21 protein-coding genes, 1 pseudogene and 1 riboswitch are annotated in these 21,970 nt (G+C 57.6%); of the genes and pseudogenes, 13 read left to right on the top strand and 9 right to left on the bottom strand.

Translation table 11 applies throughout. From position 1 onward, the window contains the following. Positions 1 to 174 precede the first annotated feature (174 nt). Both AB5202_RS00440 and AB5202_RS00435 read left to right on the top strand, forming a co-directional pair. Positions 175 to 1,485 (top strand): NCS2 family permease, encoded by a 1,311-nt coding sequence (locus AB5202_RS00440; RefSeq protein ID WP_368143407.1) that lies wholly within the window; start codon positions 175 to 177, stop codon positions 1,483 to 1,485. 137 nt (positions 1,486 to 1,622) lie between these two features. Beyond that, complete coding sequence (locus AB5202_RS00435; protein WP_368143408.1) at positions 1,623 to 2,288, top strand: alpha/beta hydrolase; 666 nt, start codon at positions 1,623 to 1,625, stop codon at positions 2,286 to 2,288. Positions 2,289 to 2,522: 234 nt separating this feature from the next. On the opposite strand, the gene AB5202_RS00430 is transcribed toward AB5202_RS00435, so the two are convergent. From AB5202_RS00430 to AB5202_RS00420, 3 genes are all read right to left on the bottom strand, one after another. Then, positions 2,523 to 3,656 (bottom strand): 5-methyltetrahydropteroyltriglutamate--homocysteine S-methyltransferase, encoded by a 1,134-nt coding sequence (locus AB5202_RS00430; protein WP_349088433.1) that lies wholly within the window; start codon positions 3,654 to 3,656, stop codon positions 2,523 to 2,525. Between the two features lie 155 nt (positions 3,657 to 3,811). After that, positions 3,812 to 4,708, bottom strand: coding sequence for a LysR family transcriptional regulator (locus tag AB5202_RS00425; RefSeq protein WP_055286633.1), 897 nt, complete (start codon positions 4,706 to 4,708; stop codon positions 3,812 to 3,814). Between the two features lie 10 nt (positions 4,709 to 4,718). Next, entirely contained in the window at positions 4,719 to 5,627 is a 909-nt protein-coding gene (locus tag AB5202_RS00420; RefSeq protein ID WP_368143409.1) for an HAD-IIB family hydrolase, read from the bottom strand. Positions 5,628 to 5,790: 163 nt separating this feature from the next. Beyond that, a riboswitch (TPP riboswitch) is annotated at positions 5,791 to 5,900 on the top strand. 51 nt (positions 5,901 to 5,951) lie between these two features. Here AB5202_RS00420 and thiM point away from each other — a divergent pair. Genes thiM through AB5202_RS00405 form a run of 3 tightly spaced genes read left to right on the top strand, consistent with a single transcriptional unit; the run spans position 5,952 to position 7,828 of the window. Continuing rightward, positions 5,952 to 6,791, top strand: a complete 840-nt coding sequence (gene thiM, locus AB5202_RS00415; protein WP_368143410.1) for a hydroxyethylthiazole kinase — start codon at positions 5,952 to 5,954, stop codon at positions 6,789 to 6,791. A gap of 3 nt (positions 6,792 to 6,794) precedes the next feature. Then, the gene (locus AB5202_RS00410; RefSeq protein ID WP_368143411.1) at positions 6,795 to 7,136 is read left to right on the top strand and encodes a thiamine-binding protein; all 342 of its coding nucleotides are present in this window, start codon (positions 6,795 to 6,797) and stop codon (positions 7,134 to 7,136) included. Next, positions 7,133 to 7,828, top strand: a complete 696-nt coding sequence (locus AB5202_RS00405; protein WP_368143412.1) for a thiamine phosphate synthase — start codon at positions 7,133 to 7,135, stop codon at positions 7,826 to 7,828. The genes AB5202_RS00410 and AB5202_RS00405 overlap by 4 nt, the downstream gene beginning before the upstream one ends. A 112-nt stretch (positions 7,829 to 7,940) precedes the next feature. On the opposite strand, the gene AB5202_RS00400 is transcribed toward AB5202_RS00405, so the two are convergent. Continuing rightward, positions 7,941 to 8,810, bottom strand: a complete 870-nt coding sequence (locus AB5202_RS00400; RefSeq protein WP_368143413.1) for a patatin-like phospholipase family protein — start codon at positions 8,808 to 8,810, stop codon at positions 7,941 to 7,943. Between the two features lie 324 nt (positions 8,811 to 9,134). Here AB5202_RS00400 and AB5202_RS00395 point away from each other — a divergent pair, with 324 nt between their 5' ends. The 7 genes from AB5202_RS00395 to AB5202_RS00365 all read left to right on the top strand — a co-directional run bounded on the left by AB5202_RS00395 (position 9,135) and on the right by AB5202_RS00365 (position 16,477). Continuing rightward, the gene (locus tag AB5202_RS00395) at positions 9,135 to 11,093 is read left to right on the top strand and encodes a diguanylate cyclase domain-containing protein (protein WP_368143414.1); all 1,959 of its coding nucleotides are present in this window, start codon (positions 9,135 to 9,137) and stop codon (positions 11,091 to 11,093) included. Beyond that, positions 11,075 to 11,851: an EAL domain-containing protein gene (locus AB5202_RS00390; protein WP_368143415.1), complete on the top strand. Its 777-nt coding sequence runs from the start codon at positions 11,075 to 11,077 to the stop codon at positions 11,849 to 11,851. The genes AB5202_RS00395 and AB5202_RS00390 overlap by 19 nt, the downstream gene beginning before the upstream one ends. A gap of 127 nt (positions 11,852 to 11,978) precedes the next feature. After that, positions 11,979 to 13,508: a diguanylate cyclase domain-containing protein gene (locus AB5202_RS00385; RefSeq protein WP_368143417.1), complete on the top strand. Its 1,530-nt coding sequence runs from the start codon at positions 11,979 to 11,981 to the stop codon at positions 13,506 to 13,508. 74 nt (positions 13,509 to 13,582) lie between these two features. Then, positions 13,583 to 14,206, top strand: coding sequence for a flavodoxin family protein (locus AB5202_RS00380; protein ID WP_368143418.1), 624 nt, complete (start codon positions 13,583 to 13,585; stop codon positions 14,204 to 14,206). 17 nt (positions 14,207 to 14,223) lie between these two features. Then, positions 14,224 to 14,565: an arsenate reductase family protein gene (locus AB5202_RS00375; RefSeq protein ID WP_055252194.1), complete on the top strand. Its 342-nt coding sequence runs from the start codon at positions 14,224 to 14,226 to the stop codon at positions 14,563 to 14,565. A gap of 86 nt (positions 14,566 to 14,651) precedes the next feature. Beyond that, positions 14,652 to 15,782: a GTP-binding protein gene (locus AB5202_RS00370; RefSeq protein WP_368143420.1), complete on the top strand. Its 1,131-nt coding sequence runs from the start codon at positions 14,652 to 14,654 to the stop codon at positions 15,780 to 15,782. A 95-nt stretch (positions 15,783 to 15,877) separates the two neighbouring features. Continuing rightward, a complete protein-coding gene (locus tag AB5202_RS00365) occupies positions 15,878 to 16,477 on the top strand; it encodes a tRNA (cytidine(34)-2'-O)-methyltransferase (RefSeq protein WP_368143421.1) in 600 nt (199 codons plus the stop codon). A 29-nt stretch (positions 16,478 to 16,506) separates the two neighbouring features. Here AB5202_RS00365 and AB5202_RS00360 read toward each other — a convergent pair. The 5 genes and pseudogenes from AB5202_RS00360 to AB5202_RS00340 all read right to left on the bottom strand — a co-directional run. Beyond that, positions 16,507 to 16,686: pseudogene (locus tag AB5202_RS00360) on the bottom strand (hypothetical protein); the annotation flags it as partial. A 146-nt stretch (positions 16,687 to 16,832) separates the two neighbouring features. After that, positions 16,833 to 18,221, bottom strand: a complete 1,389-nt coding sequence (locus tag AB5202_RS00355; RefSeq protein ID WP_368143424.1) for an EcsC family protein — start codon at positions 18,219 to 18,221, stop codon at positions 16,833 to 16,835. Positions 18,222 to 18,232: 11 nt separating this feature from the next. Further along, positions 18,233 to 18,949 (bottom strand): DUF4230 domain-containing protein, encoded by a 717-nt coding sequence (locus AB5202_RS00350; RefSeq protein ID WP_368143426.1) that lies wholly within the window; start codon positions 18,947 to 18,949, stop codon positions 18,233 to 18,235. A gap of 72 nt (positions 18,950 to 19,021) precedes the next feature. Continuing rightward, the gene (locus AB5202_RS00345) at positions 19,022 to 19,834 is read right to left on the bottom strand and encodes an FxLYD domain-containing protein (protein ID WP_055252199.1); all 813 of its coding nucleotides are present in this window, start codon (positions 19,832 to 19,834) and stop codon (positions 19,022 to 19,024) included. Between the two features lie 162 nt (positions 19,835 to 19,996). After that, the gene (locus AB5202_RS00340) at positions 19,997 to 20,632 is read right to left on the bottom strand and encodes a recombinase family protein (RefSeq protein ID WP_368143427.1); all 636 of its coding nucleotides are present in this window, start codon (positions 20,630 to 20,632) and stop codon (positions 19,997 to 19,999) included. 237 nt (positions 20,633 to 20,869) lie between these two features. Here AB5202_RS00340 and AB5202_RS00335 point away from each other — a divergent pair, with 237 nt between their 5' ends. Beyond that, entirely contained in the window at positions 20,870 to 21,970 is a 1,101-nt protein-coding gene (locus AB5202_RS00335; RefSeq protein ID WP_368143428.1) for a DUF8462 domain-containing protein, read from the top strand.

Here is a 21,970-nt window from a genome sequence, read left to right as displayed (position 1 = left end):
GTTGTAACCGCTTAAGTATACGGTACCCGCACATTTTCATGCGAAAAATACCGTCCGTCTGCCACAAAGCGCCGAACATCAACATGCGAGGAACAACAGCGTCGTAAAGGGGCTATAGTGAGTGAGTTCGTGTCAATCGGCCTAAACTCGGGGCCGAACAAGGAAAGGGTATGCATGGACGAACTATTTCACGTCAGCGAGCGCAAGTCCACAATCGGGACCGAACTCCGCGCTGGACTGACAACATTCCTGGCGATGGCCTACATCATCGCCGTCAACCCCGCGGTGCTCTCGGGCGCTGGCATCGATGCGGGAGCGCTCGCCTGCGCCACCTGCCTGGGCGCCGGCATCATGACCATCTGCATGGGCATCTTCGCCAACCGCCCGCTCGCCTGCGCGTCGGGCTTAGGCGTCAACGCGATGATCGCTGGAATCACCACCACCGTCTGCGGCGGTGACTGGCACGTGGCCATGAGCGTCATCTTCCTCGAGGGTATCGTCATCTTGCTGCTCGTGCTTTGTGGCCTGCGCGAGGCCATCATGGACGCCATCCCGGTTGTCCTGCGTCACGCCATCTCGGTGGGTCTGGGCCTGTTCATCGCCATGATTGGCCTGTGCGATGCCGGCATTATCACCGCTGGCGCCGGTACACTCGTCGGTCTGGGCGACATCACCTCCCCCACCTTCATCGTCGGCATCATCTCCATCCTGGTGACAGTCGCCCTCGCCTGCCGCAACGTCCCCGGCTCGCTGCTCATCGGCATCGTCGTCGCCGTCATCGCCGGTATCCCCCTAGGTGTGACCCATGCTCCGACCGGTATCATCGCCCCGCTCGACTTCTCGAGCATCGCTGGCCCCATCGCCGACGCCGGCGGCGTGCCCGCCATCGTCAAGGTCCTTACCGACCCCACGCTCCTCGTCATCTCGTTCTCGCTGCTCATGAGTGACTTCTTCGACACCATGGGCACCGCGATGGCCGTGGCCAAGCAGGGCGAGTTCCTCACCGACGACGGCAACGTCGAGAATATCAAGGAGATCCTGATCGTCGACTCCGCCGCCGCTGCTGTGGGCGGTTTCATGGGCGTCTCCTCCATCACCACCTTCGTCGAGTCCACCTCTGGCGCTGCCGACGGTGGCCGCACGGGCCTCACCTCCGTCACCACCGGCGTGCTGTTCATTCTCGCCGCGTTCTTCTCCCCCATCGTCACCATCGTTTCCAGCGCCGCCACCTGCGGTGCTCTGGTCTACGTCGGTTACCTCATGATGAGCGAAGCCTCCGAGATCGACTGGTCCGACGTGTCGCAGGGTTTCCCGGCGTTCATGATCGTCGCCGGCGTGCCCTTCACCTACTCCATCTCTGCCGGCATTGGCCTGGGCTTTATCGCCTACGTGGTCGTCGCGCTCTTTAAGGGCGAGGCCTCCAAGATCAAGCCGCTCATGTGGATCGCAGCCCTTGCCTTCCTCGTCTACTTCTTCGTGGCGTAACGGCATAGTCTGCTAAAGCAAAACAACAAGGCGCGGAATCGCATCGAGCGGCTCCGCGCCTTTCTTTTAGCGTCTGCCCCCGTGCCAGCGTGCGACAATTGAGGCTGTCGATATCACAACACCGAGAGAAGCCTGCCTTGGAAGCGCATCATAAGCAGATAACCGTTTATTCAGAGTGTGCGGAAGGCGCGCCCGTCATCTACCTCCCCGTGGTTATGGGCGACGGTAGTGAAGTCTACGAGCGCTGCCGAGAGCTCGACTGCCCGCCGTTCACCCTTGTAGCCATTGGAGGGCTCGATTGGAATCGCGAGCTGAGCCCCTGGGAATGCGAGGGAACTATACGAGATGCCGAGCCCTTTGGCGGACAGGCTGCTGGTTTTCTTGACGAGTTGTTGAAGCAGATAATCCCCCAGGCCGAATCATCGCTCCCGCAACCGCCCGCCTGGCGCGGCGTTGCCGGCTACTCGTTGGCGGGTCTTTTTGCACTGTGGGCACTTTGGCAAACAGATGTCTTTGAGCGCGCAGCGAGTGCATCGGGGTCGCTGTGGTTCCCCAGCTTTATCGACTACGCGCGCGAGCGCACGATGACGGCTACGCCCGACGCCGCCTATCTGTCGCTCGGTAAAAAGGAAACCAAGACGCCCAACCGCATGATGCGGCACGTACTCGACGATACGCGCGCGATGGAAGAGCTGTTTATCGAGCGCGACATCCCAACAACGCTGGAGCTCAACCCCGGCAATCATTTTGCCCAAACTGACCTGCGCATGGCGCGCGGCATCCACTGGATACTGACGCATTAAAAATGGCGTCCACGCGTACGCACGGGCGCCATTTTTTGATTTAGCTGAACACAACTACTATTCGACAGTCTCCTCGAGTTCAGATACGGCGGGCGTCGAGGATTGGGACATGGAAGTCCTTTCATGATGGAAGGGCGATCAGGCATATCGGATAACCTGCCCGAACGATACGATCCGAACCATTGTACGCGATACGCAATGCCTCGCACGCGCCGCCACCTGCAAACGCTAGCGTTACTTCCAAACGCGCTCGGCAATGCGCTTGACCAGCGCGATCTTCGCCCATTGCTCGTCCTCGGTCAGCTTGTTGCCAATCTCGCAGCTGGCAAAGCCGCACTGGGGCGACAGGTACAGATTCTCGAGCGGCACGTACTTAGCGGCTTCGCGGATGCGCTCGACGATAACATCCTCGTTCTCGAGCTCTGCCGCCTTGGTGGTTACCAAGCCCAGCACGACCTTCTTGCCGGGAGCGACGTACTTGAGCGGCTCAAAGCCGCCGGCGCGCGGCGTGTCGAACTCCAGATAGAACGCATCGACATTCTCATGTGCGAACAGGTACGGCGCGATGGGATCGTAGCCGCCCTCAAAGGCATAGGTGGAGTGATAGTTGCCGCGGCACACGTGCGTGTTGATGACCAGATCGTCGGGCTTGCCCTCGATGGCGGCATTGTTGAGCGCCACGCCCAGCTCGCTTACCTTTTGCAGGTCGACCGGGCTCATGCCGGTCTTGGACACAAAGTCGGTATCGCAATAGATGCCCCAGGTGCAGTCATCAAACTGGATGTTGCGGCAGCCTGCTGCGTACAGGTCGGCGATCACCGTGCGATAAGCGGCTGCAATGGCGTCGGCAAGTTCCTCATCGGTCTTATAGACAGCGCGCAGGCTCTCCTGCTGGCCGTCGCAGCGATCGAGCGTGACCTCAGAGAACGTCTGGATCGGCGCCGGAATGGTCTGGCGTGCGACCTGGCCCTCCCCCTCAAGCGCCTTGACGAACTTAAAATGCTCGACGAACGGGTGGTTCTCGCCGCTAATGGGACCAGTAACCACGGCGGTGTCGGCCGTCGTCTCCTCGTCATGGAACATATAACCCGTGCGTGAGGTGCGGCGCTCAATGCCGTTGAGTCCCCACATAAAATCGAGGTGCCAGTAGCTGCGGCGGAACTCGCCATCGGTAATCACCTGCAAGCCGGCAGCCTTCTGCTTGGCCACTAAGTCGCGGATGGCCTCGTCCTCGACGGCCTTAAGGCCGGAAGCGTCGAGTTTACCCGCGACATAGGCGGCACGGGCGTCCTTTACAGCCTGCGGACGAAGAAAACTGCCGACGATATCGGCGCGAAACGGCGCGTTCGGTTGAATCGAAGTGCTCATAGATATCTCCCTTTGCATTGGATGCTTTACTGGGACAGAGTATGAGCGCTCATATGACCATCGTAAAATATACGTTTATAACAGTTTGATATAGATGCTTCCTATATCAGTCTGGACTGCCATAAAGAGACTTGAACTGTGCGGAGCACAGCAGCCTAGATATGCTGACGAATCGCGTCGATATAGGCCCGACCGTAGCGCGTGAGCGTCGTGTTCTTGCGCGTGATGATGCCAATCTCCATGTACTCGTCCACGTCGAGCGGAATCGAGATAATGCCGGGGCCGTTGAGCTCGTGGCTGATCACGCCCGAGCATACCGTGTAGCCGTTGAGGCCCATGGCCAGGTTGAACAACGTCGCGCGGTCGCGCACGCGGATATTCTTGCGGCGCTCAAACGTCGAGGTCAGTTCCTCGGAATAGTAAAACGAGTTATAGCTGCCCTGCTCGTAGGACAGGAACGGGTAGTCTTCCAGATCCTCGAGCGTCACGCTGGAGCGGTCCGCCAGCGGATGGTCGGCGCAGACGAAGACATGCGGCGTGGCGCAGAAGAGTCCTTCGAACACGAGCTCGTTGGCCACCAGCATGCGCTCGATGACCTCGCGGTTATGCTCGGATAAGTACAGGATGCCCAGTTCGCTTTTCATATGCGCGACATCCTCGATAATCTCGTGAGTCTGCTCCTCGCGCAGGGTGAAGTCGTAACGCGCGGCATCGAACTCGCGGATCACGTCGACAAACGCGTTGACGGCAAAGGAATAATGCTGGCAGCTCACACTAAAGTGCGGCACCTGCTCGGATGCGCCCTTGTACTTGCCCTCGAGCAGGTCGGCCTGGTCGAGTACCTGGCGCGCATAGCCCAAGAAGGTCTCGCCTTCCTCGGACACAATGACGCCCTTGTTGGTGCGCTCAAAGATGTGCACACCCATCTCGTTTTCGAGATCGCGAATCGACGCGGTAATCGAAGGCTGCGATACAAAGAGCCGGCGCGAGGCCTCGGTAATGCTGCCGCATTCGGCAACTTTGACGACATATCTGAGCTGCTGGAGCTTCATGGCTGTCTCCTTAGCTGTTCGTGAGATTCGCGTCGGCAGTACCCGGCAGGCGCATAAACGGCGGCATCTCCCCCGTCGCGGCGCAAGCGGCAATCTGATGCAGAGCCCCGGCAACCGCATCATCTGCCGCAGCGCCAATATGCCAGCGAGCGGCAGCCGTGACGGCCTCGTTGGCATTGGCGACTGCAACGGAGTTAGGAACGGCATCGATCATGGGCAAATCGTTATCGGAATCGCCGAATACGGCCACCTCGTCGGACGTCAGGCCCAAAGCGCGCGCCAGCTCCAGCGCAGCGCAGCCCTTGTCCCAACCAGCCGGAAGGATGTCGAACAGGCGCACTCGGTTGTTGGGAAACACAAGCGAGAGTTCCGGCACCTCGGCGGCAACACGCTCGCGCAGCTCGGCGAGCTCCTCGCGCGAACGGGCACTCCAGATATTCGCCTTGTATACCGGGGCATCGTCAACGACAGGACGACAGGGAGCCTCTTCGCCCTTGAGCCACGCGTTGCCGCCTGACTCCATGGCGCGACGCACACGCTCGGGATCGCTTGTCACGCAATAGGCGTCGTTGTCCCAAAAGTCATCACCCAGACGGTAGACCTTCAAGTACGTATCGTCGGTCTCCTGTTCAAAATAATCGGCTAAGCGCATAAGGGCATCGTTGTCGATTGCGCGCGAAGCGACTACTTCGCCATCGACAAACATCACCTGGCCGTTGCAAAACGCACCGGTCGAGAAGCACTCGGAGCGATTGCGGAACATCCAGCCCATCGCGGACGGCTGACGGCCCGAAACCGGGCCAAAATGCAGGCCCGCTGCCTGCATGGCATGAATGCCCTCGATGGCATAGTCACTGGCGCCATCGTGTCCGGCAGGAATCAGCGTATCGTCCATATCGGTCAGCACAAGTTTGATCATAAGGTCCCCTCGGTCATTCTTAATCCCATCTATTGTACCGACCTGCCAAAAAGGGACAGGTTTATTTCGGCAGGTTTCATCTGGGAAAACGCAAAGTCCCAGTTGTTACCTGCCAAAATAAACCTGTCCCTTTTTGGCAGGTGCGCTAGTATAGGGAACAACAGATTCGATGCGGGAGTGCCGGCGGTGCAAACCACAAGGCTGAGAGGGCATGGGCCCAATCCTTTGAACCTGTCAGTTAATGCTGGCGTAGGGAGCATGCCGCCTTTACAGGGGCGCTGTCTATGCACAGCGCCCCTTTTCTATGCCAAGGAGGCATGTGCAGTGATTGATTCGGAACAGCTTAAGCAACATATGGTCAAGGCCGTGGATGAGATTCGCGCTACCAATCCGATGGCCGGCTCCATCACCAACACGGTGACGATCGACTTTGTCGCCAACGCGCAGCTCGCCGTGGGCGGTTCGGCCGCCATGGTCTATTTGCCCGACGAGGGCGAGGCACTCGTTGCCGGCGGCGGTGCCATCTATCTCAACATGGGCACGCTCTTCCCCATTTACGAGCAAACGATTCCCCGCGCGGCTAAGGCGGCACACGACGCCGGTAAGCCCTGGGTGCTCGATCCGGTGGGCCTGGGTATCGGTAGCCTGCGCACCCAGCTGGTCAACGAGCTCAAGCAGTACAAGCCCGCCATCGTGCGCGGCAACGCCTCCGAGATTATCGCGCTCGCCGGCCTGTGGGGTCTTGAGGGCGAGGCGGCCGATCTGAGCCGCGTGCGCGGTGTCGATACCACCGACACGGTCGACGCCGCCCGTGGCGCCGCCGTGGCGCTCGCCCGCTACACCGGCGGCGCCGTAGTGGTCTCGGGCGAAGTCGACCTGATTACCGACGGCACGACCGTGGCCAAGTCCCACGGCGGCAGCCCGCTCATGTCCAAGATCACCGGCTGCGGTTGCTCGCAGGGCGGCGTGCTGGCCGTGTACGCCTGTGCCACCGACCCGTTTACGGCAGCCATCTGCGGCACCGCGGTCTACAACGTTGCCGGCACGCGTGCCGCCGCTGTCGCCGATGCCCCGGCAAGCTTTAAGGTCGCCTTTATCGACGAGCTCTACCGCGCGACCGCCCAAGATATCGCTGATAACCAACTCGAGCTCGAGGAGGCATAAGCCATGTCCGAGCCCGCAACTGCTGCCGGAATGAACACACTCGTCGCCGTGGCCATCGCCCCGTGCGGCACCGGCGATGAGCTGTCCGCCGAGGTCGCCGAGGTCGTGCGCGTCATTCGCGAGAGTGGCCTTCCCAACCGCACCACCTCGATGTTCACCGAGATCGAGGGCGACTGGGACGAGGTCATGCAGGTCGTACGCGACGCAACCTTTGTGTTGGCGAGCAAGGGCATCCGCACCGAAGTCGTGCTCAAAGCCGATATTCGACCCGGATTTACCGACACCATGACTGGCAAACTCGAGCGCATGGAAGCACAGATCAAGAAACAGGAGGAAGCACGATGAGCATCCGCGACAACCTTGATATCTCGGCCTATCTGGTGCTCGGCCCCGAAAACACGCTCGGGCGCCCCGTGGGCGATGTGGTGGCCCAGGCACTCGACGCCGGCTTTACCTGCATCCAGGTGCGCTCCAAGGTGGCAAGCGCCCGCGAGATCATTGCGCTGACCGGCGACGCCGCGCAGGCAATCGCACAGGCCGGCAAGACCGGTCAGGTCGCTTTGCTGATTGACGACCGCCTGGACTGCGTACTCGCCGCGCGCGGGCAGGGCATTGCTGTCGACGGCGTGCACGTGGGTCAGAGCGACATTCCCGTCGAGGTCTGTCGCAAGCTGCTGGGGCCCGACGCCATCGTGGGCCTTTCCGCCCGTTGCGAGGAGATGCTCGAGTACGTCAAGACCGCCGACATGAGCCTAGTCGACTACCTGGGCATCGGCCCACTCCACGAGACCGAGACCAAGCGCGACTGCGGACGCGCGGCCGACGGCTCTATCATCACCAAGAGCTTTGAGGACCTGGCCGCCCTCCACGCAGCAAGCCCCGTGCCCATCGTGGTGGGCGGCGGCGTCAAGACGGCCGACCTGCCACGGCTCAAGGCCACCGGCGTCGATGGCTTCTTTGTGGTGAGCGCCGTCTGCAGCGCTGATGACCCCTACGCCGCCGCCAAGGAGCTCGTCGACACCTGGCAGCAGGCGTAAGTCTAGGCCGAGCAGCTGATTCGCAGCCCCATATCTTCAGCAATGGAAAGCGCATCCCAGTTTGGGTCTCCATTCCGGGATGCGCTTTCCGCCGAGATGGAGGCAGCAGCCTCTACCCTGCCAGATATGCCTCCAGTGCCGGCAAGGTCGCCTCCGCATCGCGGCGACCAATCTGGTAGATGCGTTCAAGTTCATCGGGCTCGCGACACAGCGACGGCACCTTCACCGATTCGCTCGGCCGCACCACAAAGATATCGCCGGCAGCCTCGCGACGCGCCAGGTCATCGAGCGTGGCATTGTAAACCTCATGCCGATGCTCAAGCGCTGCGACAAACTCCGGATAGTGACGGAACACGCGTCGCAGCATGGGCATCACGCTGTTGGGCTGCTTCACAAAGCCCGCTGGCTGCGTGAGTACCACGATATTGCGGTCATACCCCTGCGCAAACAGCCATACGCTGGGAATAGAATCAGCCACGCCACCATCCAGATACTTATGCCCGTCAATAGCAACGGGACGCGTCGCCACGGGAATTGCCGACGACGCCCGGATCCACTCGATATCGCGCTCGTCGCCATACGGCAGATCGTGATAGACGGCCTTGCCCGTCTCGATATCGGTACACACGCACGTAAACCGCATGGGGCAGGCGCGATATGTCTCCAAATCGATGGGATCGCGCTCGATGGGCACCTCGTGATAGGCAAAATCGGCATTGAACATGTCGCCGGTTCGCAACCAGCTCGTCACGCTCGCATAGCGCTTATCGGCACAATAGGCTTTGTTGTAGCGAATGGCGCGGCCGATCTGGCGCGATTTAAAGTTGTAGCCAAACGCCGCGCCCGCCGAGACACCCACCATATGGTCGCAAGTTAAGCCATGCTCCATCCATACGTCGAGCACGCCCGCCGTATACATGCCGCGGTAGCCGCCTCCCTCGAGTGCCAGCCCCACCGTGCGCGTCGTATTTGACTGTGCCATGCGACCATCTCCGTCCCCGCAAATTCAAACGGAACAAGTATACCCGTCAACATATATCGTCTCAGTCGCATTTTCATCGAACATCGCATCGTCGCGCCACCGCCTGTCGAACAATAGCCGCCCACAGCATGTGCACCCATATATAATTGTGTGCTGTTGTTTACACTACTCAGCTGTTATCAACAGCGAACATTAGCCGACAAATTAACTCAACAACGCAGCAAGGCGGGGGCCTGGATACACGCAAAACGCCGAGCAACGACGCGTGTACACAACAAACTCGCCCGACGCAATCCGCCCCGACCTCAGAAAGCCGCTTAGAACATGGATACTGTCAGCAATTACACCGAAACGCTCGAAAAGACCGTCCGTGACCTTCCCGAGCGGCAGGAGGATCTGATCAGGACTGCCTTTACCGACCAGCTTACCGGGCTTGGCAACCGTGGCGGCTTTACCCGTTCCCTCGAGGAGCTCTGGGAGCAGGACGCCCCCGTTACCATGGCGTTCATCGATATCGACAATCTCAAGCACTGCAACGACGTCTTTGGGCATGACGAGGGCAACCGCTATATCTTGCAGGTAAGTCTCTATCTTAAGCTGTATATGAAGGTGGGCGAAGCGGCGTTTCGCATAGGCGGCGACGAGTTTGCCATCCTATCGACGATTGCAACCGAGGACGACCTCGCCGAACGTCTGAAACACTGCCGAACGGTTCTGCTCAAAAACAACGATTCCGAGATGCCCCACTCGTTTAGCTACGGAGTGTCACATGCCGACCCCGCCCTGGGCGAAGCTTCCAATCGCATGACGCTCGATGCCGACCATCGCATGTACGACTACAAGCTACGTCATGCCATGCACCTCGATCGACGCAATATCACGCAAGTTCACGCCGACGACTTCGAAATAAGCGATCGAATTTTTGACGCCTTTTCGATGCTCAACGAGGGCCGTTATTTCTTTATCGAGAACTTGGACAAACATCGCACCCTTTGGTCACAAGGTGCCTTGCGTGATCTTGGCCTTCCCTCGGAGCACATAGACAACTGCCGCGATTACTGGAAAACGCGCGTCCATCCCGATGACCTTGAGGCCTGCATCAACGACATCGACCAAGTCTATAACGGCACCAAGCACCGTCGCGTCATGCAGTATCGCGTGCGCAATGCCAATGACGACTACGTACTCTGTCGCGCCCGTGGCTTTCGTATCGACGGCGACGGAAATGTCCCCTCGCTCTATGTCGGCGAACTCGTCAACCACTCACTTGCCGAAACCGTCGATGCCGCGACGGGCCTCGGTACGCAGCGCATGCTGGTCAACGCTATCGATGCCTGCCGTCGCGACCGTTGCGAAACGGGGCTTATAGCGGTGCGCGTTCGTGGCACGGCGAAGCTCAACGAGCTCTACGGAGCCGAGGCTGTCGACAACATGCTTGCCGAATACGCAGGTCGTATGCTGTCGATCACCCACGGCAGGAGTAGGGTCTACCGTTCACGAAGCGTCCAATTCGTCGTGCTCAGCAACGATTTGGACCATGAGGCATTCGAGCAACTGACTTGCCACCTTAAAGAGGCCGTTTTCGCTCCTGTTCGAATCGCGGGCGACACCATTACTCCCGTCTGTCTTGTCGTTCCGGCCTTTTACGAGCACTTAACTCATCAAACGACTGCCGTTTTAGGCGAACTCGAGCGTCGCCTTCGCACGGCCGGCGAGCTTGTTCCCAACGACAGCCTCCCCATACCCGAGGCGGAGCGCAAAAGCGCCATCGACGAACGCATCGACTTGCTCACGGGCCTCTATCGACCCAGCGAGTTTATGCGGCGCGCCAACGCATTTCTCAAGACAAGGCGCGACGGTGCCTGGTGCATCGCCACGGTCGACATGGGTCACATGCGCCTGTTTAATGAATGGCACGGCCAGGCCGAGGGCGACCGCGTGCTCGCCGATGTGGGCACGGTCCTCAAGGACATCGAGAATGCCGATATGGGAGTCGCAGGATACTGGGGCCAAGATGACTTTTGCGTACTCATCCCCTTTAAGCACACCACCGTCCATCAAATCTACAACCGCGTTCGCGAGGCCGTAGCCAGGCATGATGACGGCGTAGGTTTTTGGCCGTCCATGGGCGTTTACCCCATCGACTCCAATGAGGAGATCACCATCGATGCACAGGCGAAGGCCATGTTTACCAATCGGCGCGAAAAAACGACTTTAAGGAGCGCATTGCCATTTTCTGCCCCGCGGAGTACGAGCGCGAAGTCGTGTTCCACCGCACGCTGACCGAATTCCAGTACGCGCTCTCGGACGGTCGCATTACCTACCACTTGCAACCCCAGGTCGATATGGAAACCGGCGAGATTATTGGTGCCGAAGCACTCACCCGCTGGATTGACAAGGACGGCTCTCTCATTTCTCCCGCAACGTTTATCCCCGCACTCGAGGAAAGTGGCTTTGTAGTGACGCTCGACAAGTACATTTGGCAGGGTGTCGCCTCGTGGCTGCGTGAGCGTCTCGATCGCGGTCTTCGCGTGGTTCCGATCTCGCTTAATGTGTCGCGCGTGGATATCCTTGCCTGTGACGTTGCCGAACATATGGGGGCGCTCGCCGCCCAATACAACCTACCGCCCGAGCTCATGCGTATCGAGATCACCGAGACGGCTTATACGGGAGAGTCCGAGGCCGTGGACAAACTGACAGCCGACCTGCACACCCGCGGCTTCTCGACCTATATGGACGATTTTGGCACCGGCCAGTCCACGCTCGCGATGCTCAAGAACGCCAACGTCGACGTCATCAAGCTCGACCGCACGTTTGTGTCCATCGACGGCGATCATGGCCGCAGCACGCAAATCATTTCATCGATGCTCGAGATGGCGCAGTCGCTCCATCTGCCCGTCGTGGTCGAAGGCGTCGAGACAAATGAGCAGGCGAACGTGCTACGGCAAATGGGCGCCCGCGACGCTCAAGGCTTCCTCTACTACCGCCCCATGCCGGCGAAGGATTTTGAGGCATTGCTCGATGGTGGCAATAACAACTGATACGCTCGCGCGCAAAACGCCACCGCCGAAGGGGGCATTTGTCTCCATTAGCTAACTTATATCCCCAATTCAAACCGAATTGGGGATATGATACAAACCGTTGTTCCGCCCAAGGAGGTTATCCATCATGAACGAGTCATATCGCCTGGGCGAGCAATCGATTATTGCCTATCTTCAGCGACTTGCGAACGGCGTCTCGACCGCTGAACTCGATGTTGCCGCGCTGCCTGCTGAGCTACGCGCCGTTGGTGAGCAACTGCAAAAGACGCATGCCATCCTGCAACAAGAGCGCCAGCTGCTTGAGCGCAACGCCTATATCGATCCGCTCACCAACTTGGGCAACCGCAACGGATTCGACCGTCACGTCGAGCAACTCTGGCGCAAAGGCGATCCCTTCACCTGCGCCTATATTGACATCGACCATCTCAAGCATTGCAATGATAGGTTTGGCCACGCCGAAGGCAATCGCTATATTCTGGGCATCTGCCGCACGCTCTCCGAAACCATGGAGCACGATGAGATGCTGTTCCGTATCGGTGGAGACGAGTTTGTGCTCATCTCGCTCTCCGCAAACGAGATTGAACTCGAGCAGCGCTTGGAGCAGGTACGTACCAGGCTGATCGAGGCGAGCTCAGGTGGCAAGGCGCCCATGATCGGCAGCTTTAGCTTTGGCTGCTCGCGCGTCGATCCACTTGCTGGCGACACGCGTCGCCAGATGACGATGGATGCCGATCGCAAGATGTATCGCTATAAGCTTATGCATCGTGTGCAGCAACCGAAAGACGATGACGCGCCGCAACGCCCAATCGTCGATCAGCTTCCCTGCAATGACCGGGTGTTCCAAGCGATCTCCATGAGCTCCGAGACGCGCTATCCGTTTATCCTCAATCTCGATACGGGAGAATCGCAATGGTCGGTTAACGCCGTGCGCGATTTTGACCTGCCCTCCCAGCACCCTTTTAACTCACTTGACATGTGGCTCGCCCGCGTTCATCCCGAGGACCGCGACAACGTACGTGCCGAGCTCGACATGGTGATAAACGGCACGTGGCACTTCCACTACATGCAGTATCGCGTAATGGATGCCACCGGAAAATACGTGCTTTGCGACTGCACGGGCTACCGCTTGGACGGCACCGATACCGAGCCCGGCATGTATGTGGGCATTATCATCAACCGAAGCTTGGCAGATACGACCGATTCCGTGACCGGCTTGGGCGATATTCACGCCCTGGTCAACGCCATTGGCGAAATGCGTCGCGTGGCGCGCAAGGCGGGGTTGATCGCCATTAAAATCGACGATATCGCTCAGGTCAATGCCCGTTTTGGCTTTGATGCGGGCGACCGTGTTTTGGCAGAATGTGCCGCCTGTCTGGTGGAATGCTCGCGCGGTAAGGGTCGTATGTTCCGCTCGACGGGGCCGATGTTCGTGGCGCTTTTCGACGACTTTGATCCCGAAGAAACCGATGCGATTGCAGAGGAAATCGAGCGGTTCCTGGGTTCGCCCGTGCTCTTTGGCCCATTTGAATATCAGCCGCCCATTCGCGTGGCCACGCTCCATCTGGACGGCGTCGACCGTCAGCCCGTTTCGATTTTGAACGAGCTCAAAGCGTTGCTCGGGAAAGCCGTGCAGGTGCCAGGTACCAAACTGGATTAGCACCGCGCCCACACCGCCTCCCCCATCGTGCGATAATCCTCTGCAGAAGTCACCGACAGCAGAGGGAGTTTGTGATGAAGGTTCTTTTGGTCAATGGCAGCCCCAAGGCAAACGGCAACACCGCCCGCGCACTCGCCGAGGTCGCCGAGCAACTCAATGCCGAAGGCATTGATACCGAGGTGTTTCAGCTGGGCACCAAGCCCATTCGCGACTGCATTGGCTGTGGTCAGTGCGGCAAGCTCGATTGCCGCTGCACCTTTGACGATGACGTGGTGAACGAGCTGATCGCTGCCGCCGAGCAGGCAGATGGCTTTGTCTTTGGCTCGCCCGTCTACTATGCGCACCCCAGCGGACGCATCCTTTCGGCCCTCGATCGCGCCTTCTATGCCGGCAGCAAAGCCTTTGCACACAAGCCGGGCGCTGCCGTCGCCGTTGCCCGTCGCGGCGGCACGTCGACCACCTTCGACGTGCTCAATAAGTACTTCACCATCAACCAGATGCCCGTGGTTGCTTCCACGTACTGGAACAACGTGTTTGGCCGCGTGCCCGGCGACGCCGATGGGGACGCCGAGGGCCTGGCCACCATGCGCAATATCGGCAAGAACATGGCCTGGCTCCTGCATTGTATCGAGGCAGGACAGGCCGCCGGCATCGAAGCCCCCGAAGCCGATCGCGAGCGCACCAACTTCATCAGGTAGAACGGCGGAACAAATCCATGAACGTGCAAATTTTTGGCACCAAAAAGTCTTTCGATACCAAGAAGGCTCAGCGTTATTTTAAGGAGCGCCGCATTAAGGTGCAGTTTATTGACCTTAAGGAAAAGGAGATGAGCAAGGGCGAGCTCACGAGCGTGATGCAGGCGGTCGGCGGTATCGACAAACTGCTCAACCCCAAAGCCAAGGACGAGGAGACGCTCGCGCTCATCCAGCACCTTACCCCCAGCCAGCGCTTCGACAAGCTGCTCGAGAACCAGCAGGTTCTAGCCGAGCCCATCGTGCGCAACGGCAAAAAGGCCACCGTCGGTTATTGCCCCGATGTATGGGGAGCCTGGGAGTAGCCTGTGTTATTTGCCGGCGCGTGGGTATAAGAGCAGGCGTTTGGCATATGATTCAACTGTAAGCCATGTCTAACAAAGGAGGGCACATGCCCAACAAACCCGTGAAGATCATCATGCTTACCGGATACCTCGGTGCCGGCAAGACCACGCTGCTCAACCACATCCTCGCTAACGACGGCGGCATCCGCGCCGCCGTGATTGTCAACGATATCGGCGAGATCAACGTCGATGCCAGCCTCATCGCCGACGGCGGCCTTTCCGAGACCGACGACCTCATCCCGCTCACCAACGGCTGCATCTGCTGCACGCTTTCGGATGACCTGGCCAACCAGCTGCAGGGCATCGCCGATTCGGGCAACTTCGACTACATCATCATCGAGGCATCGGGCATTTGCGAGCCTATCCCCATCGCCTACACCATCTCGAGCTTCTGCGACGAGGCCAAGGTGGGCGGCGAGCCCAAGCTCGCGCTCGACAACATCGTGGCCGTGGTCGACTGCGCCCGCATGTACGACGAGTTCAACGGCGGTCGCGACCTGCTGGCCGAGGATATCGACGAGGACGACATCGAGAGCCTGCTTATCCAGCAGATCGAGTTCTGCTCCACGCTGATCCTCAACAAGACCGATACCGTGAGCCCTGAGCAGATCGCCGAGCTCAAGGCCATCGTGCGCAGCCTGCAGAAGGACGCCGTGATCGTCGAGGCCCAAAACGGCGAGGTCCCCATGGAGGAGCTGCTCGATACCGACCGCTTCGACTTTATGCGCGCCTACAACTCCGCCGCTTGGATCGAGGCCATGGAGCATCCTGAGGAGCACGACGACCCCGAGGTGCTCGAGTACGACATCGAGACCTTTGTGTACTCGCGCCGCAAGCCGTTTGACCTGCAGAAGTTCACCGATTTTGTTGAGCAGGAGTGGCCCGACGAGGTCATCCGCGTCAAGGGTCCGCTGTGGCAGGCCGACAATCCGGACATGTGCTACATGTTTGAGCAGGCCGGCCACCAGATGCGCCTGATGGAGAACGGTCTGTTTGTCGACTCGGCGCCCGAAGGCGAGAAGCAGAGGATCATCGACGAGAACCCCGAGATCATGCAAATTTGGGACGACGAGACGGGCGACCGCATGACGAGCCTGTGCATCATCGGCCGTCACATGGACAAGGACGCGCTCATCGCCTCCCTCGATGCCTGCCTGACCGACTGGCACCGCGCCTAGGTTTATCCAAGCGGGCATTTTTCTGCCTACGTAACCGCTAAACCACCACGAAGGTCCCCTTCGTGGTGGTTTTTCGTTCTGAGCCAAGGAGATTCATGTTCAACATTGTGCTGTATGCGCCCGAGATTCCGGCCAATACGGGCAATATCGGCCGCACTTGCGTGGTTACCGGTACCCGCCTACATCTGGTGGAGCCGCTGGGGTTTTCGCTCGACGACAAGACGGTGCGTCGCGCCGGCCTGGGCTACTGGCAAAACTTGGACGTGACGACCTATGCCGGCTGGGAGGATTTCCTTGCCCGCAACGGCCTCTCCCCCGCCGATGGTCGCCTGCATCTGCTGACCAAAAAGGCACGCCGCACCTATGCGCAGAGTACCTACCGCGATGGCGACTACTTGGTCTTTGGCAGCGAGAGCTCGGGCATTCCCGAGCCACTGCTTGCCGCGGCGCCCGAGCGCTGCGAGCGCATCCCGATGCTGCGCGATTGCGACTCACTCGATAACGCCGAGGCATGGGAAGCCCACGAGGAATCGCTCGGGCATACCGAGGACGACCACGAAGCCATCCTTCGGCAGGATATATGCGGCAACTTCGTCAATCCGGACGACTACCGCATCAGCGCCCTCAACCTTTCCAACAGCGCCGCCATCGTCCTCTACGAGGCCCTGCGCCAGACAGGCTTTCCGGGAATGTGACAAAGGAACTGTCCCTTTGTCACATTCGGTTATAGGTAGCGGCCGGTGATGCTCTTGGAGCAGACCGCGATGTCGTTCGGCGTGCCGGCGCAGAGGATTTGCCCGCCGGCATCGCCACCGCCCGGGCCCATGTCGATCACATAATCGGCGTTACGGATAAGGTCGAGATCGTGTTCAATCACGACGACTGTGGCGCCCTTGGCAACAAGGCCACATTCGTGCCACAGCACGCAATCGCGAAGGCACTCGCCCAACCCCGAGTGTGGTCGCAACGTTCAATGACATCCGCGCCCCGACCTACACCGATTTACACCAAATGCCGCCTAGGCTCTCAGTCACCAAAGAATGCGGCCGACTATCCTTCTGCGGAGCAAATCTCAACCTCACCGCCCACAGAGACGGTCTCCATACCGACAAGTATTGCAATACGCTCCTGTTTTTCAAGGATGAACCGCTTATGGTAGAAGATGTTGGCATATTGCAAAACACGATTCATCTGCGAGACATCAAACAAGGCGCCGACAACGCCGCCAAACACGGGAATGACCTTGCCGAGGGATTTTTGAGTGATATTCCTGCCAATTTGTTCGAGTACGTTTTTGAAAACACTATTCTCGAGCGACTTCTTGCCAGCATTCTCGAGTGCCTTACGTGCAGCGGCATTAGCAAGGGCGCGAATCTGCGTGACAAGCATAGCCGCGCCGCCCCGTGCCGCCATTGCCGTCCAGCCTTTCTTGACCGTCTGCTTCACACCCTCCATCTCGGCTACAAGCATCACTTTACCGATTGTGACAGCCATGCCATCAGCAGAGCCTGCCGACGGAGCCATCGCGTTTGAAAACACATCGCCCGCAATGACCATTTCAGCCGGATCCTCTTTAACGTTAAATCCGTACATCATGGCAACCGACTGCACCGCGCGATAATAGAGAAACATGCTGAATACGATATTGAAGGGCAAACCGGCAAACCCAGGAGCACCCGTCACCGCACCCTCGGTCGCCGCAAGCAGCAAGTGTCTACCGTTCTCACCCGCCGCAATCCTCGCGACGTCAAAACTGCGAAGCATGAATAACTCGTCAATCGAACGGATAGTAACGCCTTCAAGCGTAGTATTTGCGGCCTCAACAATCTGCGCCTCAGTAACGCTGTACTTGGCAGCTTGCTCCTCGATAGCTTTGAAACCATCGACGACCTGCTTCATAACCTGTGCATATAGCTCTTGTTGCTGAATCTCACTTGTAAGCTCATCGACCGCATCTCCAACGGCAGTGCGAAGATTCTCCGGTATTTTTAGCCCAGCCATATCGGTCAGCTGCTTGAGCTTTGAAGGCGCTACCATCTTTTCGTATTGCTCGGTCAATACCTCAAGCTCGGCAAGCTCTTGATTGGTCAGCAACGGATCGGGCAACACCCAATCACCGTTATCGTCAACGAGCGTCGATGGTAGGCCGAGTTGCTCTTGTCGCTTTGCGCTATAGCGTTCATTCGCCGCGGCTGCAGTTGCAGAAGCAATCCCATTTGCAAAGTCAGTAATACCTTTAAGCGCATTATCCGCCAACGGGCTAGCGGCGTCCGCCAATTCACTCGATTTCTTTTGGGTCTCCTTGACCACACCCATAATGGCGTTTTGCGCGCCATTTAATGCTCCAAACATTATGTTCTCCAGCGAAGAAGAACCGACACCGGGCTTCCGCTGCTTTTCGGGCTCCGCCTCACCATACTGTTGTCGTTTATCGGACACACTATTCACCCTTACTTAAACGTAACGTTAATATCGACATCGTCGCCGCATAGGGCTTTGACCTGTTTTTCGATCAATCCGCTGGCTCTATCATCAGATTCTTTGAGCATATCGCTCTCTTCGACCTTCTTGGTCTGCTCTTTCTTCGCCTGTTTCAACAAACCGTTCAGATCGTCCGTACTTACTTGATTCCAGTTCAGAAAACCATTGTCCTCAACATATTTCTTCAGTGTATTGGGGTCTGTTGAGAAAGAGGTAATTTCCGAGTGAGGCAATGTAACCTTTACGCTCTTGACCTCTGAGTTCTCGTCGTTCATATCAATCCGCTTGATTTCAATCTTCATTTTATCGGCATCGATCCCGATATCAGCCTTGCCGTCAATCGTTGCGACATATCGCTTAGACGTAAAGGGGTTTTCCCACCCAAGCGGATTCCCCGCTTCATCGATTGAGAGCAGCTGCGTAAAGTTATATTCGTACGTCACAAGCTTTACGACCGGCGCGATCTCCTCGCGAATCGAATCATCGGTGATCGTTGTAGGATTACGTGTCAAATACAACCAGATACACCCGGCAGTCGCCACGGCCGTAACAGCCAGCAAACCGCCAAAGATTAGCTTTTGCGTTATTGTTGTAAACAAGTTTGTTCTTGTCATCCTGCTTCGCCTTTCTTTTATGGGCCCGACTTCTCCATCATCTTCCATCGTGTACATGACGGCACGAATCATTCTGTCAACGGCTTAATGAAAAACGCGACCGTTCGGAGAAAACGGTCGCGCATTCTTTCCAATTCCCGCGAATTATTCCTTGATGCTGTAATTCGATACTGTCGGCGCGACCCTCGAAGCGTCTACCTCACTCATTACCTCAAACTTCACCTTCTCGCCAGGCGCCCAGGCGGATGTATCTGCGTAGCATTCTTCCGCCCTTACACCATCGGCATCGTAAAGAGCAACATTTAGAAAAACGTTTTCGAACGATATGTCAGAGGTGTTTTCGACGATTGCGGTGTACGTATAGAGGCCGTAGCCGTCGTCACTTTTCTCAAAGGTCGCCGATGAGAGCAGGCCGTTGATAACCTCATCATTATGCGTCTTCTCCTCCACGGTCCTACCGTTCTTGATCAGCTCGTCAAACGCATCTCGATACTCATCATCGACCGTCAAGTCATACCGATCAACCAGTTTCTTAAGCTGTGCAGATCGTGCGTCATAGGCCTTTTCCCATTCGTCGTAATACTTGGGATCCGATTCCGCATACTTCTTGACAACATCAAGCTGATTATCAAGCAGATTGAGATAGGCAATGACGTCTTCTTGCATCTTAGTGTCTTTAAATGACGCCTTTTTGAGTTCTTTGTCGTTATCGATCTCGGTTTTAATTGCCTCTTTTCGAACTTTATTAGAGCCCAGATCAGCATCCTCTCCCAGTGATTCAAGGTAATCCGACCGCTTTTGATAGCCTTGAGCAATCACGGCCATTGCACGTTCATCGGCATAATCAGGCCCATCGTTTTTCTTCTCAACCTGTGAACAGCCGCTCAGCAGAAGTGCCCCACAGAGCACCGTCGCAAATAGCGAGATCGCCGCAGCCATCCCATAATGCCTTTTCATCTTGTCCTCCTTTAAATACAAAACACGATATCTAGCCCCCTCGTCAAAAAGCAGACGAATTGGCAACGCGGTGGCACTATTTGGTTCCAGGGCGTGAACTGGATAAACATCGAGGGAAGGAGTGGACTCCGTGCAATAAACTCCCCTCGTCAAAATGTCTAGTTAAAGAGGACGGACAGACGGCGAACGGTCATATCCGTTCGCGTCCGCCCGTCTCCAACGATCAAACGTCGATGCGCTAACGTTCAAAAGCATTGCGGCCTCTTGCCTCGTAACCTCACCTCCTTCGAATGATTTGATGACATCGCGGTAGCTATCCGGACGTTCGAGCGTCGGTCTCCCAAATCTCACACCCCGCAGACGCGCCGACGCGATACCCTCCGCCTGGCGCTGTTTTATGTTTTCACGCTCCACCTGAGCCACGTAGCTCAAAACCTGAAGCACTAGGTCGGCAATAAAAGTCCCCGTAATTCCATTGGGTTGTTCGCGTGTATCAAGCAATGGCATATCGAGCACCACGATGGCAACGCGTTTGTCCGTCGTTAGGCGACGCCATTCATCGAGAACTTCACGGTAGTCGCGACCCAATCGGTCGATACTCTTAATCACAAGAACGTCCCCTTCGCGCAGACGACGAAGAAGACGCTGGTACTGAGGACGCCTGAAGTCCTTTCCACTCGCTTTGTCAGCATAGATCAAATTCGTTTGGACCGGAAACCGCTCCAGCGCATCCAGTTGGCGATCCAGGTTCTGATCTGCTGACGAAACTCGAGCATACCCATAGATTCTGTTTTTCATGATTGCCCCTATCAGCCGCACGATGGCAGCTTCAGCTCATCTGAGAGCCCACTCACAATAGGGCGTGCAAATTTCGCGAATGGGTTGAACCCATTTTCGGGCTCCAACGTAAGCTATTCAAGCACCGCTTCGATAACGCACGACGCCAACCTGATACTTTGAAATAAAATTAATCGTTTTTAACTTAAATTAACTAGAATAAAATGAAGTTAACCAGAGACGCTAAAGGAGAGCCTAGTGGAATATCTCGAGAACCCGTTTACCCCCAGTTTTGGTGAGGTTCCTGCCCATCTCGCTGGCAGACAACAGATTATTCGGGATTTGGACCGTGCCTTCTTGAGCCAGCGTAGGCGCCCAGAATTGACCTCGATCTTTTCAGGCGCGCGTGGAACCGGTAAAACCGCCCTCATGTCGTCGCTCGCGACAAGGGCGGAATCCCACGGCTGGATAGCCGTAAAGACGACCGCGCTCCCGGGAATGCTTGAGGAAATCGAGTTCGGGACGAAACGTGCCGCAGCCCATCTCATCGACTCGTCCACCCACTTCGAAGTCACCGGTCTCGGAATTGCACCGCTCGGCAGCATCGAGGTCGATCGCGTTCACGATGCCTCAACCTGGCGTTATCGCATGAGCGACATCATCGACCAGCTCAACGAGGCGGGCACCGGTCTGCTCGTCACGGTTGACGAGGTGGACCCGACACTCGACGAGATGATTCAGCTCGCAGCGACGTATCAGCACTTTGTTACCGATGGGAAACGCGTCGCCCTGCTCATGGCAGGACTTCCCAACAACGTATCGACACTACTGAACCACAAGACGGTCTCGTTCCTTCGCCGCGCCCAACAATATCATCTGGGTCGCATTGCCGACTATGACGTACGCGAGGCCTTGATTCGCACAATCCAGGAAAACGATCGCCTGGCAGATGCTGAGGGAATCGATAGAGCCGTTCGCTCGATCTCTGGTTTTCCCTTCCTATTGCAACTCGTAGGCTACCGTGCCTGGGATCTCACAAGCGATTCGAAGAAAATCTCGTCACGCGACTTTGACCTTGGAATCAAAATCGCGCGCGACGAGATGGACGACCGAATCCTCGCGGCAACCTATCGGGAACTCACTGCGGAGGACAAACGATTCCTCATCGCCATGCTCGACGACGAGGAAGAGTCCACCACCGCTGACCTTGTCGAGCGCCTTAAGCGTTCGCCACAGCAGGTCTCCCGCTACCGACGCCGCATGATAGATGCCGGCATCATCGGGGAACGAGGACGAGGGCTCGTCGCATTTGAATTGCCATTCTTCCGCGACTATCTCGCGGCTCAATGCGTGAAATAG

The organism is Collinsella aerofaciens (genome assembly GCF_040915545.1).
Taxonomy (GTDB): Bacteria; Actinomycetota; Coriobacteriia; order Coriobacteriales; family Coriobacteriaceae; genus Collinsella; species Collinsella aerofaciens_BE.
This window is presented reverse-complemented; position numbering and strand designations above follow the sequence as displayed.

Coding starts and splice junctions, on each gene's coding strand:
- AB5202_RS00440 (WP_368143407.1), top strand. CDS start 175: ATGGACGAACTATTTCACGTCAGCGAGCGCAAGTCCACAATCGGGACC.
- AB5202_RS00430 (WP_349088433.1), bottom strand. CDS start 3,656: ATGAGCACTTCGATTCAACCGAACGCGCCGTTTCGCGCCGATATCGTC.
- AB5202_RS00425 (WP_055286633.1), bottom strand. CDS start 4,708: ATGAAGCTCCAGCAGCTCAGATATGTCGTCAAAGTTGCCGAATGCGGC.
- AB5202_RS00420 (WP_368143409.1), bottom strand. CDS start 5,627: ATGATCAAACTTGTGCTGACCGATATGGACGATACGCTGATTCCTGCC.
- AB5202_RS00410 (WP_368143411.1), top strand. CDS start 6,795: ATGTCCGAGCCCGCAACTGCTGCCGGAATGAACACACTCGTCGCCGTG.
- AB5202_RS00405 (WP_368143412.1), top strand. CDS start 7,133: ATGAGCATCCGCGACAACCTTGATATCTCGGCCTATCTGGTGCTCGGC.
- AB5202_RS00400 (WP_368143413.1), bottom strand. CDS start 8,810: ATGGCACAGTCAAATACGACGCGCACGGTGGGGCTGGCACTCGAGGGA.
- AB5202_RS00395 (WP_368143414.1), top strand. CDS start 9,135: ATGGATACTGTCAGCAATTACACCGAAACGCTCGAAAAGACCGTCCGT.
- AB5202_RS00385 (WP_368143417.1), top strand. CDS start 11,979: ATGAACGAGTCATATCGCCTGGGCGAGCAATCGATTATTGCCTATCTT.
- AB5202_RS00380 (WP_368143418.1), top strand. CDS start 13,583: ATGAAGGTTCTTTTGGTCAATGGCAGCCCCAAGGCAAACGGCAACACC.
- AB5202_RS00375 (WP_055252194.1), top strand. CDS start 14,224: ATGAACGTGCAAATTTTTGGCACCAAAAAGTCTTTCGATACCAAGAAG.
- AB5202_RS00370 (WP_368143420.1), top strand. CDS start 14,652: ATGCCCAACAAACCCGTGAAGATCATCATGCTTACCGGATACCTCGGT.
- AB5202_RS00365 (WP_368143421.1), top strand. CDS start 15,878: ATGTTCAACATTGTGCTGTATGCGCCCGAGATTCCGGCCAATACGGGC.
- AB5202_RS00350 (WP_368143426.1), bottom strand. CDS start 18,949: ATGATTCGTGCCGTCATGTACACGATGGAAGATGATGGAGAAGTCGGG.
- AB5202_RS00345 (WP_055252199.1), bottom strand. CDS start 19,834: ATGAAAAGGCATTATGGGATGGCTGCGGCGATCTCGCTATTTGCGACG.
- AB5202_RS00340 (WP_368143427.1), bottom strand. CDS start 20,632: ATGAAAAACAGAATCTATGGGTATGCTCGAGTTTCGTCAGCAGATCAG.